We start from the raw sequence: 14131 nt of genomic DNA on the forward strand, positions 1-14131 counted from the left end.
GTGTAAGGAAGCAAGTTCGGCTTGAACGAATTGTTAGGCACCAACGCGGCGCCCCTCACAACGGTTTCCGGAAGCAGCGTACTTGAGCAACCTCCGTGAATCCAGCCGCCAGGTGCGCCGAGGTGCTTGCGCTGTTGGTAAGTTGAGTGTCGGAGGCGAATTCGGTGCATCCGCGACCACGAGCCCAATGCTCGGCGGCTTTTACCAGAGCTACACCTACGCCCTGACGCCGCGCACTTGGCACAACGTACCAACCCTCCAAGAACGCAACGTTGCCGGAGTAGCACTCCTCCGCATACGGGCGGATCGAAAGCTCGGCAAACCCTAGTGCTTCTCCGTCGGGTGCTACAGCAATGAGGACAGCAGCAGGCCGGGCGACTTTTCCGGACAGAAATTCTGCGATCTCTGACTGGTGCTCTTGACATGTGCCATCTGGCCACAGCTCACAGCGCATGCTTAGCCAACTGGCCGAATCGGTAGTTTCAACAGGCCTGACGAGCGGCGAACTATCCATTGGTGCCTAACTTTGTTTTAGGGCGACTGCCCTGCTGCGTAACATCGTTGCTGCTCCATAACATCAAACATCGACCCACGGCGTAACGCGCTTGCTGCTTGGATGCCCGAGGCATAGACTGTACAAAAAAACAGTCATAACAAGCCATGAAAACCGCCACTGCGCCGTTACCACCGCTGCGTTCGGTCAAGGTTCTGGACCAGTTGCGTGAGCGCATACGCTACTTGCATTACAGTTTACGAACCGAACAGGCTTATGTCAACTGGGTTCGTGCCTTCATCCGTTTCCACGGTGTGCGTCACCCGGCAACCTTGGGCAGCAGCGAAGTCGAGGCATTTCTGTCCTGGCTGGCGAACGAGCGCAAGGTTTCGGTCTCCACGCATCGTCAGGCATTGGCGGCCTTGCTGTTCTTCTACGGCAAGGTGCTGTGCACGGATCTGCCCTGGCTTCAGGAGATCGGAAGACCTCGGCCGTCGCGGCGCTTGCCGGTGGTGCTGACCCCGGATGAAGTGGTTCGCATCCTCGGTTTTCTGGAAGGCGAGCATCGTTTGTTCGCCCAGCTTCTGTATGGAACGGGCATGCGGATCAGTGAGGGTTTGCAACTGCGGGTCAAGGATCTGGATTTCGATCACGGCACGATCATCGTGCGGGAGGGCAAGGGCTCCAAGGATCGGGCCTTGATGTTACCCGAGAGCTTGGCACCCAGCCTGCGCGAGCAGCTGTCGCGTGCACGGGCATGGTGGCTGAAGGACCAGGCCGAGGGCCGCAGCGGCGTTGCGCTTCCCGACGCCCTTGAGCGGAAGTATCCGCGCGCCGGGCATTCCTGGCCGTGGTTCTGGGTTTTTGCGCAGCACACGCATTCGACCGATCCACGGAGCGGTGTCGTGCGTCGCCATCACATGTATGACCAGACCTTTCAGCGCGCCTTCAAACGTGCCATAGAACAAGCAGGCATCACGAAGCCCGCCACACCGCACACCCTCCGCCACTCGTTCGCGACGGCCTTGCTCCGCAGCGGTTACGACATTCGAACCGTGCAGGATCTGCTCGGCCATTCCGACGTCTCTACGACGATGATTTACACGCATGTGCTGAAAGTTGGCGGTGCCGGAGTGCGCTCACCGCTTGATGCGCTGCCGCCCCTCACTAGTGAGAGGTAGGGCAGCGCAAGTCAATCCTGGCGGATTCACTACCCCTGCGCGAAGGCCATCGGTGCCGCATCGAACGGCCGGTTGCGGAAAGTCCTCCCTGCGTCCGCTGATGGCCGGCAGCAGCCCGTCGTTGCCTGATGGATCCAACCCCTCCGCTGCTATAGTGCAGTCGGCTTCTGACGTTCAGTGCAGCCGTCTTCTGAAAACGACACCACCCTGCCCTTTCCCTGGCGTTTTTTGTCGCGTGTTTTAGTTGCATGAAATAGAATACTTGCGACTAGAACCGGAGACATTACGCCATGAAAGACAAGAGCGCCGCCTGTCGTTTTCAGAAGGCGACTGCACGAAATATCAGGAGTCGGCTGCACTGCCAGAACTGGCCGCCTGCAAGGCAGCGTAGAGAGCGGTTTTTCCTACCTTGAGGCGTGCGGCGGCCTCGCGGACATTCAAGCCGTTGGCGACAAGCTCCCGCGCTCGTTGCAACTTGTCGGCAGTGACAACCGGCTTGCGTCCGCCTTTGCGCCCGCGTGCGGCGGCAGCGGTCAACCCGGCCTTGGTGCGCTCGCGGATCAGGTCGCGCTCGAACTGGCCCAGCGCACCGAACACATGGAAGATGAGCCGTCCGCCCGGCGTGGTGGTGTCGATGTTTTCAGTCAACGAGCGGAAGCCGACGCCCCGTGCTTCCAGCTTGCCGACCGTCTCAATCAGGTGCGGCAGGGAGCGGCCAAGCCGATCCAGCCGCCAGACGACCAGCACATCGCCATCGCGCAGATAAGCCAGCGCATCGGCCAAGCCGGGCCGGTCTGCCTTGGCCCCGGATGCCGTGTCCTCGAAAACCCGTTCGCAGCCTGCATTGCGCAGCGCATCCGTCTGCAAGGCGGTGTCCTGTTCCGCCGTCGATACCCGCGCATAGCCGATGAGTGCCATTTCCGCCCATTTGTCCGTTATACCGTCCGCCTATCTTATTGTCCGTCATCCCGTTGCGCAAGATGTTTTCGGACAGGCGTCCGGTTTGGCCGCCTAATGATCGTTTGACGGACATTGACGGTAAGGCATTTTTGCATTACTATGTGAAGCATCAACCTTGATTGCGAGGGCAAACCACCATGACCACATTGACCGTTACCGCACGGGGACAAGTGACGTTTCGGAAGGACGTACTGCAACACCTCGGCATCAGGCCAGGCGACAAGATCGAGCTGGACTTGTTGCCAGACGGTCGGGGCGTGCTCAAGGCGGCACGGCCCGCAGGGACGATAGCCAGCTTTGTCGGCCTGCTCGCGGGCAAGACGCAGAAGGTTGCCACCATCGAAGAAATCAACGAGGCGGCGGCGCAAGGCTGGGCAGGTAAGCAATGAAGGTCGCAGTCGATACCAACGTCCTTGTGCGTGCGGTTGTGCGTGACGATCCCGCACAAGCGGACGTTGCCGCCGCAGTCTTGACCGACGCCGAGTTGATCGCGGTCGCGCTGCCGTGCCTATGCGAATTTGTTTGGGTGCTGCTGCGTGTCTACGGCTTCCAGCAAGCCGACGCGGCCAGCGCGATCCGGGCACTACTGGCCGCCGCGAATGTGGAAGTGAACCGGCCTGCCGTGGAGGCTGGCTTGCTGGTGCTCGACGCGGGCGGAGACTTTGCCGATGGCGTCATTGCCTACGAAGGCAACTGGCTTGGCGGGGAAACCTTCGTTTCCTTCGATAAGAAGGCGGTGGCACTTCTCACGGCGCAAGGGCAATCAACGCGCCTTTTGTGACGGACATGAGCATGAACGAATTCCGCCGACTGGCCGCGAAGATCGACCAACACATGCAGCAGCTTGCCGCCCAGGGTGTCAGCGAGGCCCATGCCATCATCAATCGCATGATGGGGTACGGGCCTGACCTGCACAGGATTTGGGTCGGCACATCCGATCAGCAGCTCATGGCGCTGTCCCGCGAGTTCCCAGGGTTCTACCGCTACGCCCGCATCATGGAAGAGGCATCCGAAGCCGAGCGCCGCAAGGCTTCGCGGCCCTATGACGGCATGGCCGAGTTCTCCGAACAGCACAAGCAAATGGGCGCGCAACTGCTGACCACGGCGGCCACGCTTGAGCGTGGCTACCAGGCGTTTCGTGCGAGCGGCAGTCTCCAAGACTTCCGGCCTCAGCTCGACGAGCTGGGCCGCCTGCATCGGCAATGGCTGTCCGACCTGGAAGCCTTCAAAGACTCGCTGCGCACGCAGGGCGCAGAACCCAAGGTGCTGGAATACGTGAACGAGGCTTTCGGCCGCCTGGCCGAGCGCATCAAGCAGCTTGCCGGTTGATCGCCGGAATTTTCGGCGGTTCCGGCTTTGTCGCGCCGTGCACAAGAGTTCTGAGCAATTCCGATCTCTCGCGGCGCTTCGTGCATAGAACTTCTGACCGTTCCCGGTCAGAAGTTCTATGCACACACGGCGGCCAGCCCAGTGAACTGGTGCAGTCGCCTTCTGAAAACGACAGACAGGGAAAAACGCCGACTGTTCATCAATCCACCGTTTGCTGAACACTTGCCGGGTTACGATGAAACACCAACAAATGCCGCTCACTGCCTGCCCTGCCACGCCTTCACGGCCTCGGCCTGCGCCTGTGCCGCATATCCTTCATCGAGACTGCCGAAGGTGTCCGCCGCTACCTCGTCCATTAGGGTCTGCAAGGCCGTGTCGGCACTATCCGCTTGCGCAACAAGTTAGGCCTGTCGGCGGGCTTCCATCGCTGCCTCGGCGGCTTGCAAGTCCTCTCGGTCTTGCAGTTCCTCCACGATGTTTTCGCGCCAAGTCGCATCACTGCCCGCCTCGTTGCATAGCTCGCTGAGACGCTGCGCGGCATCCTCTGAACGAGCAAAAAGCCGCGCACATCGCAGGATGCGGGCGGCTTCTTCCGGGTTGCCTCTGGCTTGGTCGAACAAGAGCATTTCGCCCACGGCGGCGAGGGCTTCAAGCTAAAGCTGCTTGTCGTCGCCGCTCATTTCGCGTGCGCCTTGTGCGCCTCAACGTAGGAGCGCAAAACAGCATTCATGCGCGACTGATAACGCTTGCCGGTGTGCTTGAAGAACTCCAACACTTCGGCATCAATGCGCAGCGTGATTTGCTTCTTGGTGTGGGGCAATTGCTCCGCTGCCTTCATCCAGACAGCATCAGGCAGATAGGGTGCATCGCTATAGTCGATCTGCTCATCCGGCATCGAGGCCACGGCATCCAGTCGCGCCTTCTGCTCGGCGCTCAACTGTGGCGGCTTCTTGAGGTCAAGAGTTCGCTTCACGATATTGCTTTCTTTCGTCGGCATTTGCTTTCCTCGCAGAGATAAGGCGGATGGTTTCCTCGTGTCGGACGGTGTAGACCACATACAGGACAGCCGAGTAGGCAAGCCCAATCGTTGCCCAACGATCTTCCCCGTAGTCCTCGCGTCCGTCGTAGGCTTCAACCCGCCCGGAGTCGTAAAAAACAAGCTCGGCATCCTCGAAGGAAACGCCGTGCTTTTTCAGGTTTCGTGCCGCTTTATCGGCGTCCCATTCAAGTTCCATTGTGTTCTTATTGTAGCGTCTTTTTGTAGTTACATCAAGTCTTATCGACTCATGCCGGGTGAGTTGTCGCGCTCGATCTTCTGCGCCTTGGCCTGCTCCTGCTGGCGTACAGGCTCGCGCCCTTCCAGCTTCTCCCACTGCTGGCGGTACTTCCCAAGCTCGGCGGCTTGCCGGTCGCCTGCGGCGCTGTAGGCATAGCGGGCGGTGCGCTGCGCGTAGTCGTTCCAGTCGCGCCCCTCGTCCTTCTGCCGGGTGGCCGGGGCGCACTGGCGGATAGCGCCCTCGATGGCGGCTTGATCGTGGCCGGTAACGCGCATCCGCACGGCAATCATGGAATCCACGCGGGACAAGTCCACCTCGCCGCCACGCTGCCGCTTGATCACGTCGCGGTAATGCCGCTGGTAAGCGTCGATCGCGCTGCCGCTGGCCGCTGCAAGCTCCAAGGCGGGCTTGGCTTTGCTGCGTTCTGGCTGCTGCGCCTTCAAGGCGGCCTGACGCTGATACTCGGCGTCGATCTGGCTGGACAGGGCCAGCGCCTTGACGCACTCGCGGCGCTCGGCCTTGAGCAAGCGCACTTCGGGATAGCTGCCGTCCTCGCGCTGGTGCTTGGGCTTGCGATTCTCGTAGCCGGGTGCGCGGTGCGGGTGGATGGCTCCCGATAGCTTCGGGTCGCCGTATTCACGGTTCAGGGCATCGCTCAGCCGGTTGCCCACGTCCTTGTCGTGGGCCGTCCCCAGCTTCGGCACGGTGATGATGGCCTGATAGTTGCCGGGGCTTGATTCCAGCACAACGGCGGGCCGGTAGCCGTCACGGATAAGCCGCTCCAGCTTCTCCCGGTTCATGTCGTCGATGAGGATGTGATGCTTCTTGTCCGATAGTGGCGTGTAGTAGAGGTTTTCGCCCCGGCGCTGTAGGCGCAGCATCTCCGGCGTGCGCTGCTCGATCTCCTGCGGCGTGAAGCCCCGCGTGATGCCGTCCTTCTTGTCGAGGATGAAGGTTTGCTTCCTTCCGTCTGCCTGCATCTTGATGGACGTTACCCGGTAGCGCTCCGCGCCTACCGCTTCCGCGTACAGCTCAAACTGCTTTAGCTGCTCCGATTTCATCGCCTGCGCCCTCTCCTGCTGTATCCGCTGCCGCTCCTGCTGGATGCGCTCCTGAAGCTCAGGATTCGTGATCTTGAAACCGTGCTCTGCTGCTAACTTCGCGCACATGGCCTTGTATTCGTCGTTCCCGGTTACGGTGAAGCTGCCCCACTTCTGCGCCGATAGCTGCAAGGCGGCAAGCGTGCTGTCCCGGTTGCGCCAGTCGTGAATATCGATGCTTTTTCCCTTGTCCACGAAAGACACACCCCCGCCCGCCCCCGCTTCTTCCTTCCGGCTGTAATGCACCTGCTGGCCCACGATTTCAGGCTGATAGGCGCGGATGTCTCGCGGCGTCGGCGGCTCGCCGCTCGCGCCCTCGATGCGCTGCGGCTCGCTGGCGCGGTGCCGCCACTGCTCGGCAAGCTCCGGGCTTTTCTGCATCCGCTGCCACTGCTCCAGGTCGGGATAGGGCCGGAACTGCTGCCGGTGCTGCTCGCGCTGCTTCTGGTGCTTCTCTTTCAAGGCTGCTTTCTCTGCGGCCTGCTCGGCGGCAATCACGCTGCGCATGGCGTTGAGCACTTCGCCCTTACCCTTCCAGTTGCCGCGCATGAGTTCATCGCGGCGGGCTTTCTGCTGCTCGGCAATCTGCTTGCGCTCCTGCTCCTGCCGCTTGTCCAGTGCCAGCTTGGCCGCGTTCTTTTCCGCGTAGTGCGCCTTGCGCCCGGTGATGTAATCCTTCCATCCCGGCACGTCTGGCTTGATCGGCTCTGGCTCGCGCTGTGCTACCTGCTGACGCTGCGGCGGCGGCTGGTAAGCTCCGAGTCGCTTTTGTAACTTGGATAGGCTCGCGTCCCGGTCTGCGCTGCTGGCCTTCACGCCAACATCACCGACAAAGAGCGTCGCCCCGCTGCCTGTTTTCTCGTAGCGCATCCCCTTGGCTGCTAACTCGCGGTGCAACTGCTCCCACGTCTGCGCCTTTTTGATGATCGGTGCGCCGTCCTCAATGGCGATGCGTTCGGCGGATTTCTCCCCGGTGCGGTTTTCCATGTCGCGCTTCGGCTGGGCTGGCTGGCGCGGCTTGTCCTTGTCGATGTGCTCCCGGCCTAACTCACCATTCTCCAACACCTGATAACGCCCGTTCTGCTCACGCTGCCAGCCTTGTGCGTTCTCGATTCGTGCTATCGCCTTGTGCGCTGCCTCAATGTCGAAGCCGTTATTGATCTTCACCACCTTGAGCGTTTCAGGATGCACGCGGTTGATGGCAAGGTGCAGGTGCAAGTTGTCCGTGTCGGCGTGCAAACCATAGATGGCTTGATGGTCTTTAACACCTAGCTCATCCATGAAAATGCTTACCGCTTCTTCGACCTGCTCCGGGCTGGGCTGCTCGCCTTCTCGCCAACTCATGATGTAGTGATTGACCGGGTTCTTGCTGCGCACGGATTCAGCGGCAAGGGCTACCATTTCTTCACGCTGTGCGGCGTGGCCGTCACAGAGGAAACCGCGCCCGTTGGCGTACAGCACCTTTTCATCCGGGTTCTGGTTGTGAGGCTCGCGGATGTAGTCGGCCAAGTCGCGGATGCTCCCCGTCTTGTGCTTGGTTTTTGAGTTCGGCACCTTCTTAACGATCACGGCTCAACCTCTCGATGTAGGCTTTCACTGCCAGCAGCGCCCCGGCTGTGTCCTTGCTGTAAATGCCTCCGCTTTCGTTGTGAATGTGCTTGAGCAACCCACCGATGCGGCGCAGCTCTTTGAGCATCACAGCGTCCGCATTGGCAATGATCGGTCTGCCAAAGTAGCGGCGGCGGACAAGCTCGGACATGCTCAACCCGGCAAGGTCGGCGTCCTCCTTCAACTTGGCCTTCTCCGCTGCGGTCAGCCGTACATTGATAACGGCGTCCAGCGGTTCCGGCCCCTGCGTTTCAAATGGCATCGTGTCTCCTTCTAGCCGGGGAGCGAGGGGGGCGGGGTGTCTTGGAAAGTAAGAAGCGAAGCGCCGCACTGTCCGGGGTCAAGGGGCTTGCCCCTTGCAGGATGAGCCAGACCGTGAGAAGCGAAGCGCCGAATGGTCTGGCGTCCGTTGGAACCACGTGGCGAAGCCATGTGTGTTACAACGGCCATCCTGTTAAGCTCATCCGCTCTACTATCGTATCAGCAGTTTAGGTGCACGGGACGCACTTTGCAACAAGCACAAATGGCGCTATGCTGTCAACTCCGCAACAAGTAAGCAAAGGAGTTAGCACGATGAAGTGCACGACAGAACAGCTAGAGGCTATCGCTGCAAAGCTGCGAGAGATGCCGCCAGTCGAGAAAAAGAAGCAAGAGCACAGCAAGCAAGATGCCGTGCGCATACTCTCGAAGGAAATCGCCTTGTTGCAAAAGCGTGGATACACGCTTGACCAGATTTCCGAGACGCTGCGCGGTGAAGGTCTGAGCATCGCAACTCCAACACTCAAGAGCTACCTGCAGAGAGCAAAGCCAGCGAAAAAAGCTCCGGTGCAAGCACCGGGAGACACACCCCGCCCCCGCCCCGCCGTCAAGAAGCCTGCGGATACATCAAAGGCGACATTCACCCCGAAACCTGACAGCGACGACATTTAAGGAGTAAGCAACATGGCGAAAAGCATTTACCTGATCGGTGGCAGCAAGGGCGGCGTTGGCAAGTCGCTTGTCACGATGGCAACGGTTGATTACCTGCAAGAGCGCGGCGAAAGCGTCTTGCTGATTGAGTCTGACACCTCTAACCCGGACGTATGGAAAGCCTATAAAGAAAGCACGGAAACGGAGCTTATCAATCTGGATGAGGCGGACGGATGGATTCAGCTAGTGAACTTGTGCGATAGCAAGCCGGATAGCGTCGTGGTAATCAACACGGCAGCACGGAATAACAAGGGCGTGAGCGCCTACGGTGAAACACTGAATAGCACGCTTGAAGAACTCAAGCGGAAGCTGGTCACGCTGTGGGTGATTAACCGCCAACGGGATAGCCTCGAACTGCTCAAGGAATACATGGACGCAATTCCGAATGCGGATGTTCATGTGGTACGCAATGGACACTTCGGGGAAGAAAATAAGTTCGAGCTTTACAACGGCTCCAAGCTGCGCACGGCGGTAGAGGAACGCGGCGGGAAATCGGTGACATTCCCGGACATGGCCGACCGTGTGAGCGATGACATTTACAGCAAGCGCATGAGCATTGCGGTAGCACTCAAGGAATTGCCCATTGGCAACCGTGCGGAGCTTACGCGGTGGCGCAACGAGGCCAAAAAGGTATTGGAGGCCGTAGTCCATGAGTGACCTAGACGACAGCTTTGCAAAGCTGCTCGGCAGGCAACCTAGTGACGCGGAGCGGCAAAGTCTTTACCGGGTTCGGGATGCACTCGGCCTGAAAAACAATGATGCGCTGTGGCTGGTGCTCATGGCCTTGCAACACTACCAAGGCCAGTATGAGAAGTTCCCGCAAGCGATAGCACAAGCAGCCAAAGATACCTTGGTCAATTTCAAGGTAACGGCGGATGCAACCGTGAAAGCATCAGCGGAAGCAGCCAAGGCGGATTTGGCGCAAGCGGTAGCAGCAGCAGCGCAAGAGGTCGCGCACAACACATCAGCAAAGCAGATGTGGCAGTGGGCGGCGGGCTGCATCGCCGTGGCCTTCCTGTGCGTCGGCCTGTTCGGCTGGTACATGCACAGCAGCGGCAAGGATTCGGGCTATCAGGCCGGATACGGCGCGGGATACACCGAAGCCAAGGACGAGAAAGCGGCGGCGGCATGGGCCAACACGCCAGAGGGGCGCTTGGCCTACCGCTTCGCTCAAACGGGAAGCCTCGCCAGCTTGGCGAAGTGCGATAGGCCGGGGTGGTACGTCGAAAAAGGCGTGTGCTACGTCAAGCCCGCATCGGATGGCACCTACGGATGGAGGTTGCCATGAGAATCAAGATCAAAGGAGAAATCACGGCAGAACGCCTAGCGGAAGCACTGCACGCAGCAGCAGAAAAATACGAAGCTGTGAGGCCGGGGCACAAGGTCTATGGGGCCAATCTCTACCTAACCGCCTTCGATGCGGATGGTCTGCCGTTCGATCTGGTAGACCATCGCGGCGAACCGCTTTCGATCACCATCGAGGCCAAGTCTGGCGAACTGGTAAAACCAGCACTCACAGCAGAGGGTGAAGCACGCCGACAGAAAGCCAAAGAGGAAGCACGAAGGCAAGCTGAAGAAGCGGAAGCTGAAGCACAGCGCAGACACAGGCAAACCTTAGACGAATACGAACAGGAGCGGCAAAAACGACGGAAAAAGGAAGCCGAAGCAAGAAAGCAATTTGAGGACGCGAACGCAATCACTGCCGAACTCTTGAAAACCATGCCGGAACGCTTCATCGACGAACTGAACAAAACCGTGCAAGGCGTTTGGGACGACCTCAAGCCAACCGAAACGCAAGGCAAGAAGAAGGGCCAGCCGAAAGCACTACCAGTCTTTTCCGTCCATGCGGACGGCCTGTTGCTCTCCGTCGAGACATGGAAGAACCCACGCCGGGTGCTCAATCCGCTTTGCACACTTCAGCACGGAAAAATAGCCCCATTCTGGATGCACGAAGCGTGGTTAGAAGCCATGTGTGGGATGCGAATAAAGATTCATCCGTACAAATAAAGTCTCATTCTTTGAAATAGAGTTTCATCCTAAAACAGAGGGCAAAGCCTCCTGCGGGACGGTGGCCACTTTCGGCCCTGCCGGTCGCCGTCCGTTCGTGCGGCGCTGCAAGTATCGCAGCACACCCAGCGTCATGCGGGCGTCGGCAAGGGCGCGGTGTGCGCCGTCTTCTGCCACGCCGCAGTCGGTCGCAGCCTCGATCAGCTTCAACCATCGCCAGCGGTCGCGGCTCCGGTCGTACTCTCCATGCCACTCGGCATACATCAGCATCGCGCAAGCGGTCGTCAACACTGGCGCGGTGATTCCGTGTATCTGATAGGTCTGCCGCAGCAAGCGCGCATCAAAAGCGACGTTGTAGGCAACGACGGTTCGGCCAGCAACGGCGGCGGCGTACTGCTCGGCCACCTCGGGCCAGCTCGGCGCACTGGCCACCATGGCGTCGGTGATTTTGTGAATCGCTGTCGCCTCGACCGGGATTGGCCGGGTCGGGCGTACCAGCGTGTCGAGGATCGGTGCGCCGGTCACGTCGAGTATGGTTATCTCGCAAATCTCGGCGTCATCACCGAGGCCGGTGGTTTCGGTGTCGAGCACAATGCAGCCTGCGGCGATCAGGTCTTTTGCCTGCGCTGCGACGTGCTGGCGACGGACTTGGGCACGCCCAGGCATCCAGCGCCACGGCACGCACTCGGCTGGGTTGTACACATCATAAGCCCCCTGACCTTGCCAGACACTGCCAGCGGGCTTGGTGTTTAGTCCCGGCATGAGGCGGAGGCGTTCCTTGAGGTGCTTACGGCATAGAAGCCCCTTGGCCTCTGCTTCGGTCGGGGTGAGGTGTTTTCGGGTTTTGGGCATACGCCCCCTTGTTGGTGTCTCAGTCCCGGCGGTAGTGGGCGACGATTCAGACGCTCGAAAGTATGAGACTTTATTTTCACGATTCAGGCCGCGCCCAATGCCACGCGATCCTTTCAGAATGACACTTTACCCGCCTGCCAAGCCTGAGTCTTTCAAAACAGTCCTGAAAATTGGCGTAGCTTAGGATGGGACTTTATTTGCATCCCACAGCTTCGCTGTCTGCGGCCTCTCTCGCCCACCATGCAGGCCGGGCGGCTGCGGATGACAGCGCCCCCACGGCCCACAATGCAAGCTCCTGATCGCCCAGGTTCGCAGCCTGCACGATCACCGCCCCAAGCTGCCGCAACTCATCGGACAGCGCCTGAAATTCTGCGGCGCTTGGCATCACTCGCCCCCCTTCCCTTTCGGTGCCTTCGTGGCCTTCTCGGCGGCCTCGGCCTTGTCCTGCTGCCGTTGCAGCGCCTCAAGCTGCCCGGCAAGTCGTGCGGCCTGCTCGCGGGCCTCTGCTGCCACCTTGCGAGCCTCGTCACGCTCGGCCTGCGTCTGCCGGGTTTCCTGCGCTGCTGCGGCGCGGGCGGTGTCGTGGGCCTGTGCAGCCTTGGCGGCCTGCTGCTCGATCTGCTCGGCGCGGGCCTCTGCGCGGCTCACACGGTCGGCGCACGCCTCCAGCTTGGCGGCCAGCACGGCGGCCTGTTGTTCGGCGGCGGTGCGGCCCTGCTGTGCCTCGGCCAGTGCGGCGCGTAGGCGCTCAAGCTCGGCGGCCTGCTCGCTCACGCGCTCGGCCTGCGCCTCGATCTTGTGCCGGGCGGTTGCCACCTCCAGCCGGGCAGACTCTGCCGCCTGCTGCTCGCGCTCGATGCGCTGCTGCGCCTCGGCCAAGTCGGCGGCCTGCTGGGCGGCTTTGCCTGCCAGCGTGTCGCGCTCAGTGGTCAGCACGGCCACCTGCTCGGCCAGCTCGTCGCGTTCGCCTTCCAGCACCTCGCCAGCGGCGGCCAGTTCGGCGGCCTCCGCCTGCGCCTGCACCAGACGGCCCTCGATCTCGCCGCGTGCCCGCGATGCGGCCCGCTCGATCTCGGCGGCAATGGCAGCGGTCAGCGCCTGCGGCAGTTCCGGCGCAGCGGCTGCGGCCACCGGGCGGGCCTCGCGCCACGCGGTCAAGTGCTTGTGAATAGTGTTCGGGCTGCCGGTGTCGCCCAGCTTCTCCCGCACCGCCCGGATGGTCGGCTGCTGACCCTCGCCTGCCAGCGCATCAGCGACGGCGGCGACCTGCTCAAAAGTGATGCCCTGACGTGCCATGATCGTTGCTCCTTTCGTACCCTATCAGCGTAAATCGTATCAATACAGATATGATACGCAATACAGATACGATACGCAAGCGGTTTTCGTAACGTCCCGCCTCGCCAGATCCGCACCTTGCGCCCGGTCGGGCGCTGGCTACTCGCGTCAATGACGCTTTCGGGGCTACTTGCTCCGCGCCCTGCGGGCTTGGGCAAAGGGCGCTGCCCTCTGCACGCCCGCTCTCGCCCGCGAGGCGTCGGGGAGCAGGGGTTAAAAGCCCTCCCCTGCTCCCTCTCCGTGAGGCTCTGGCCGCTGCTGCCGCGTCAAGGGTTCGCCACGTCTGGCCCGAGTCCTCGCCCGTGCCGGGCTGCGGGCCGCACCAGCCAGCCGTGGCCGCGTTGCGCCCTTGACGCGTCATACGCTCATTCAGCGGCGCAGAAACGGGCCTACAGCGCGTTTTCCGGTCTTGGGGTGGCTTGGGTTATGTCAGACCCCTAAAACGGCCCCTACGGGCCGCTGTGGCGCTTCCTGATCGTTTTTCGAGTGGAAAGGGGGTCAAGGGTCGCAGGGGCGGCTGGCGCGGCCCGCAGCGAAGCGAGGACACGGGCCGCCCCGGAGAGGGCCGCAGGCCCGGCCCTTGACGCCCTTGGAACGACCCCACGCTCCCCGAGTGGAGCAGGGGTTTAGGCCGCAGGCCGTCCCCCTGCTCCCGAGGATCAAACGCGACCGTTTGGCCCCCGGCAGGGCCGCCGGAGGCATACAGCGGTGGATAGGCGACTGCTGCCGGGGTCATGCACCAGGTCGTCGGCCTGCTTCCCTGAAAAACCGCTTTTGCGGTCTTGGTGTGCCAACTGCTGTTTGTTCAGGCTGAGGCGGTGGTGCTGCGTGCGCGGCTTGTCCGCGCTTGGTGAACGGCTGGCCGCTTGCGGCCACATTTTCAGCCGGAGGGGGAGCCGCCCGCAGGGTGGGGGAACCCCGCAGGGGTGCCCCGGCCTTTAGGCCGCTTTCAGCGTCGATTTTGCGTGGTGGCTTGAGTTATCCACCGATAGGCGCAGCCAATTATCGGTAAATATTTAT

General features: G+C 61.1%; 17 protein-coding genes. 8 read left to right on the top strand and 9 right to left on the bottom strand.

Annotated elements, in window-relative coordinates; translation table 11 throughout:
• Positions 1 to 55: 55 nt before the first annotated feature.
• On the bottom strand, positions 56 to 514 hold the full coding sequence (aac(6')-Il, locus tag H7R73_RS23150) for an aminoglycoside N-acetyltransferase AAC(6')-Il (RefSeq protein WP_013263788.1): 459 nt from the start codon (positions 512 to 514) through the stop codon (positions 56 to 58).
• Positions 515 to 660: 146 nt separating this feature from the next.
• On the opposite strand from aac(6')-Il, the gene intI1 reads away from it, so the two are divergent.
• The gene (intI1, locus tag H7R73_RS23155) at positions 661 to 1674 is read left to right on the top strand and encodes a class 1 integron integrase IntI1 (RefSeq protein WP_182951766.1); all 1014 of its coding nucleotides are present in this window, start codon (positions 661 to 663) and stop codon (positions 1672 to 1674) included.
• A gap of 342 nt (positions 1675 to 2016) precedes the next feature.
• Here intI1 and H7R73_RS23160 read toward each other — a convergent pair whose 3' ends face one another.
• Positions 2017 to 2592, bottom strand: a complete 576-nt coding sequence (locus tag H7R73_RS23160; protein ID WP_001173919.1) for a recombinase family protein — start codon at positions 2590 to 2592, stop codon at positions 2017 to 2019.
• A gap of 179 nt (positions 2593 to 2771) precedes the next feature.
• Between H7R73_RS23160 and H7R73_RS23165 the strand changes: the two genes are divergently transcribed.
• From H7R73_RS23165 to H7R73_RS24280, 3 genes are read left to right on the top strand one after another with little or no spacing between them, the layout of a single operon-like run.
• On the top strand, positions 2772 to 3023 hold the full coding sequence (locus H7R73_RS23165; protein ID WP_003108276.1) for an AbrB/MazE/SpoVT family DNA-binding domain-containing protein: 252 nt from the start codon (positions 2772 to 2774) through the stop codon (positions 3021 to 3023).
• Positions 3020 to 3415: a type II toxin-antitoxin system VapC family toxin gene (locus H7R73_RS23170; protein WP_003159186.1), complete on the top strand. Its 396-nt coding sequence runs from the start codon at positions 3020 to 3022 to the stop codon at positions 3413 to 3415. Before H7R73_RS23165 ends, H7R73_RS23170 begins: the two co-directional genes overlap by 4 nt.
• An 11-nt stretch (positions 3416 to 3426) precedes the next feature.
• Positions 3427 to 3963 carry a hypothetical protein gene (locus H7R73_RS24280; protein ID WP_003159187.1) on the top strand — a complete coding sequence of 179 codons (537 nt, stop codon included), beginning with the start codon at positions 3427 to 3429 and terminating at the stop codon, positions 3961 to 3963.
• Positions 3964 to 4364: 401 nt separating this feature from the next.
• Here H7R73_RS24280 and H7R73_RS23180 read toward each other — a convergent pair whose 3' ends face one another.
• From H7R73_RS23180 to H7R73_RS23200, 5 genes are read right to left on the bottom strand one after another with little or no spacing between them, the layout of a single operon-like run.
• Positions 4365 to 4583: a hypothetical protein gene (locus tag H7R73_RS23180; protein WP_154232916.1), complete on the bottom strand. Its 219-nt coding sequence runs from the start codon at positions 4581 to 4583 to the stop codon at positions 4365 to 4367.
• Positions 4584 to 4639: 56 nt separating this feature from the next.
• A complete protein-coding gene (locus H7R73_RS23185; protein WP_045286807.1) occupies positions 4640 to 4960 on the bottom strand; it encodes a BrnA antitoxin family protein in 321 nt (106 codons plus the stop codon).
• Entirely contained in the window at positions 4920 to 5198 is a 279-nt protein-coding gene (locus H7R73_RS23190) for a BrnT family toxin (RefSeq protein WP_015060221.1), read from the bottom strand. Before H7R73_RS23190 ends, H7R73_RS23185 begins: the two co-directional genes overlap by 41 nt.
• Positions 5199 to 5239: 41 nt before the next feature.
• Positions 5240 to 7894 carry a TraI/MobA(P) family conjugative relaxase gene (gene traI, locus H7R73_RS23195; RefSeq protein WP_232092793.1) on the bottom strand — a complete coding sequence of 885 codons (2655 nt, stop codon included), beginning with the start codon at positions 7892 to 7894 and terminating at the stop codon, positions 5240 to 5242.
• A gap of 4 nt (positions 7895 to 7898) precedes the next feature.
• Positions 7899 to 8210: a plasmid mobilization protein gene (locus H7R73_RS23200; RefSeq protein ID WP_011270162.1), complete on the bottom strand. Its 312-nt coding sequence runs from the start codon at positions 8208 to 8210 to the stop codon at positions 7899 to 7901.
• A gap of 311 nt (positions 8211 to 8521) precedes the next feature.
• On the opposite strand from H7R73_RS23200, the gene H7R73_RS23205 reads away from it, so the two are divergent.
• Genes H7R73_RS23205 through H7R73_RS23220 form a run of 4 tightly spaced genes read left to right on the top strand, consistent with a single transcriptional unit; the run spans position 8522 to position 10924 of the window.
• Entirely contained in the window at positions 8522 to 8878 is a 357-nt protein-coding gene (locus H7R73_RS23205) for a hypothetical protein (RefSeq protein ID WP_015060219.1), read from the top strand.
• Positions 8879 to 8890: 12 nt separating this feature from the next.
• Positions 8891 to 9574 carry a nucleotide-binding protein gene (locus H7R73_RS23210; RefSeq protein ID WP_015060218.1) on the top strand — a complete coding sequence of 228 codons (684 nt, stop codon included), beginning with the start codon at positions 8891 to 8893 and terminating at the stop codon, positions 9572 to 9574.
• Complete coding sequence (locus H7R73_RS23215) at positions 9567 to 10205, top strand: DUF6753 family protein (protein ID WP_009873359.1); 639 nt, start codon at positions 9567 to 9569, stop codon at positions 10203 to 10205. Before H7R73_RS23210 ends, H7R73_RS23215 begins: the two co-directional genes overlap by 8 nt.
• Positions 10202 to 10924: a hypothetical protein gene (locus tag H7R73_RS23220; protein WP_015060216.1), complete on the top strand. Its 723-nt coding sequence runs from the start codon at positions 10202 to 10204 to the stop codon at positions 10922 to 10924. Before H7R73_RS23215 ends, H7R73_RS23220 begins: the two co-directional genes overlap by 4 nt.
• Before the next feature lie 24 nt (positions 10925 to 10948).
• Here the strand turns inward: H7R73_RS23220 and H7R73_RS23225 are convergent, their stop codons facing one another.
• Both H7R73_RS23225 and H7R73_RS23230 read right to left on the bottom strand, forming a co-directional pair.
• Entirely contained in the window at positions 10949 to 11776 is an 828-nt protein-coding gene (locus H7R73_RS23225; RefSeq protein WP_011270172.1) for a 3'-5' exonuclease, read from the bottom strand.
• A gap of 384 nt (positions 11777 to 12160) precedes the next feature.
• Positions 12161 to 13072: a DNA-binding protein gene (locus H7R73_RS23230; RefSeq protein ID WP_059385975.1), complete on the bottom strand. Its 912-nt coding sequence runs from the start codon at positions 13070 to 13072 to the stop codon at positions 12161 to 12163.
• Between the last annotated feature and the right edge of the window lie 1059 nt (positions 13073 to 14131).

The organism is Aeromonas sp. WP2-W18-CRE-05 (genome assembly GCF_014168615.1).
Taxonomy (GTDB): domain Bacteria; phylum Pseudomonadota; class Gammaproteobacteria; order Enterobacterales; family Aeromonadaceae; genus Aeromonas; species Aeromonas caviae.

Excerpts from the sequence above, each read along its gene's own strand:
- intI1 (WP_182951766.1), top strand. The coding sequence starts at position 661 with ATGAAAACCGCCACTGCGCCGTTACCACCGCTGCGTTCGGTCAAGGTT.
- H7R73_RS23160 (WP_001173919.1), bottom strand. The coding sequence starts at position 2,592 with ATGGCACTCATCGGCTATGCGCGGGTATCGACGGCGGAACAGGACACC.
- H7R73_RS23165 (WP_003108276.1), top strand. The coding sequence starts at position 2,772 with ATGACCACATTGACCGTTACCGCACGGGGACAAGTGACGTTTCGGAAG.
- H7R73_RS23170 (WP_003159186.1), top strand. The coding sequence starts at position 3,020 with ATGAAGGTCGCAGTCGATACCAACGTCCTTGTGCGTGCGGTTGTGCGT.
- H7R73_RS24280 (WP_003159187.1), top strand. The coding sequence starts at position 3,427 with ATGAACGAATTCCGCCGACTGGCCGCGAAGATCGACCAACACATGCAG.
- H7R73_RS23185 (WP_045286807.1), bottom strand. The coding sequence starts at position 4,960 with ATGCCGACGAAAGAAAGCAATATCGTGAAGCGAACTCTTGACCTCAAG.
- H7R73_RS23190 (WP_015060221.1), bottom strand. The coding sequence starts at position 5,198 with ATGGAACTTGAATGGGACGCCGATAAAGCGGCACGAAACCTGAAAAAG.
- H7R73_RS23200 (WP_011270162.1), bottom strand. The coding sequence starts at position 8,210 with ATGCCATTTGAAACGCAGGGGCCGGAACCGCTGGACGCCGTTATCAAT.
- H7R73_RS23205 (WP_015060219.1), top strand. The coding sequence starts at position 8,522 with ATGAAGTGCACGACAGAACAGCTAGAGGCTATCGCTGCAAAGCTGCGA.
- H7R73_RS23210 (WP_015060218.1), top strand. The coding sequence starts at position 8,891 with ATGGCGAAAAGCATTTACCTGATCGGTGGCAGCAAGGGCGGCGTTGGC.
- H7R73_RS23215 (WP_009873359.1), top strand. The coding sequence starts at position 9,567 with ATGAGTGACCTAGACGACAGCTTTGCAAAGCTGCTCGGCAGGCAACCT.
- H7R73_RS23220 (WP_015060216.1), top strand. The coding sequence starts at position 10,202 with ATGAGAATCAAGATCAAAGGAGAAATCACGGCAGAACGCCTAGCGGAA.
- H7R73_RS23225 (WP_011270172.1), bottom strand. The coding sequence starts at position 11,776 with ATGCCCAAAACCCGAAAACACCTCACCCCGACCGAAGCAGAGGCCAAG.
- H7R73_RS23230 (WP_059385975.1), bottom strand. The coding sequence starts at position 13,072 with ATGGCACGTCAGGGCATCACTTTTGAGCAGGTCGCCGCCGTCGCTGAT.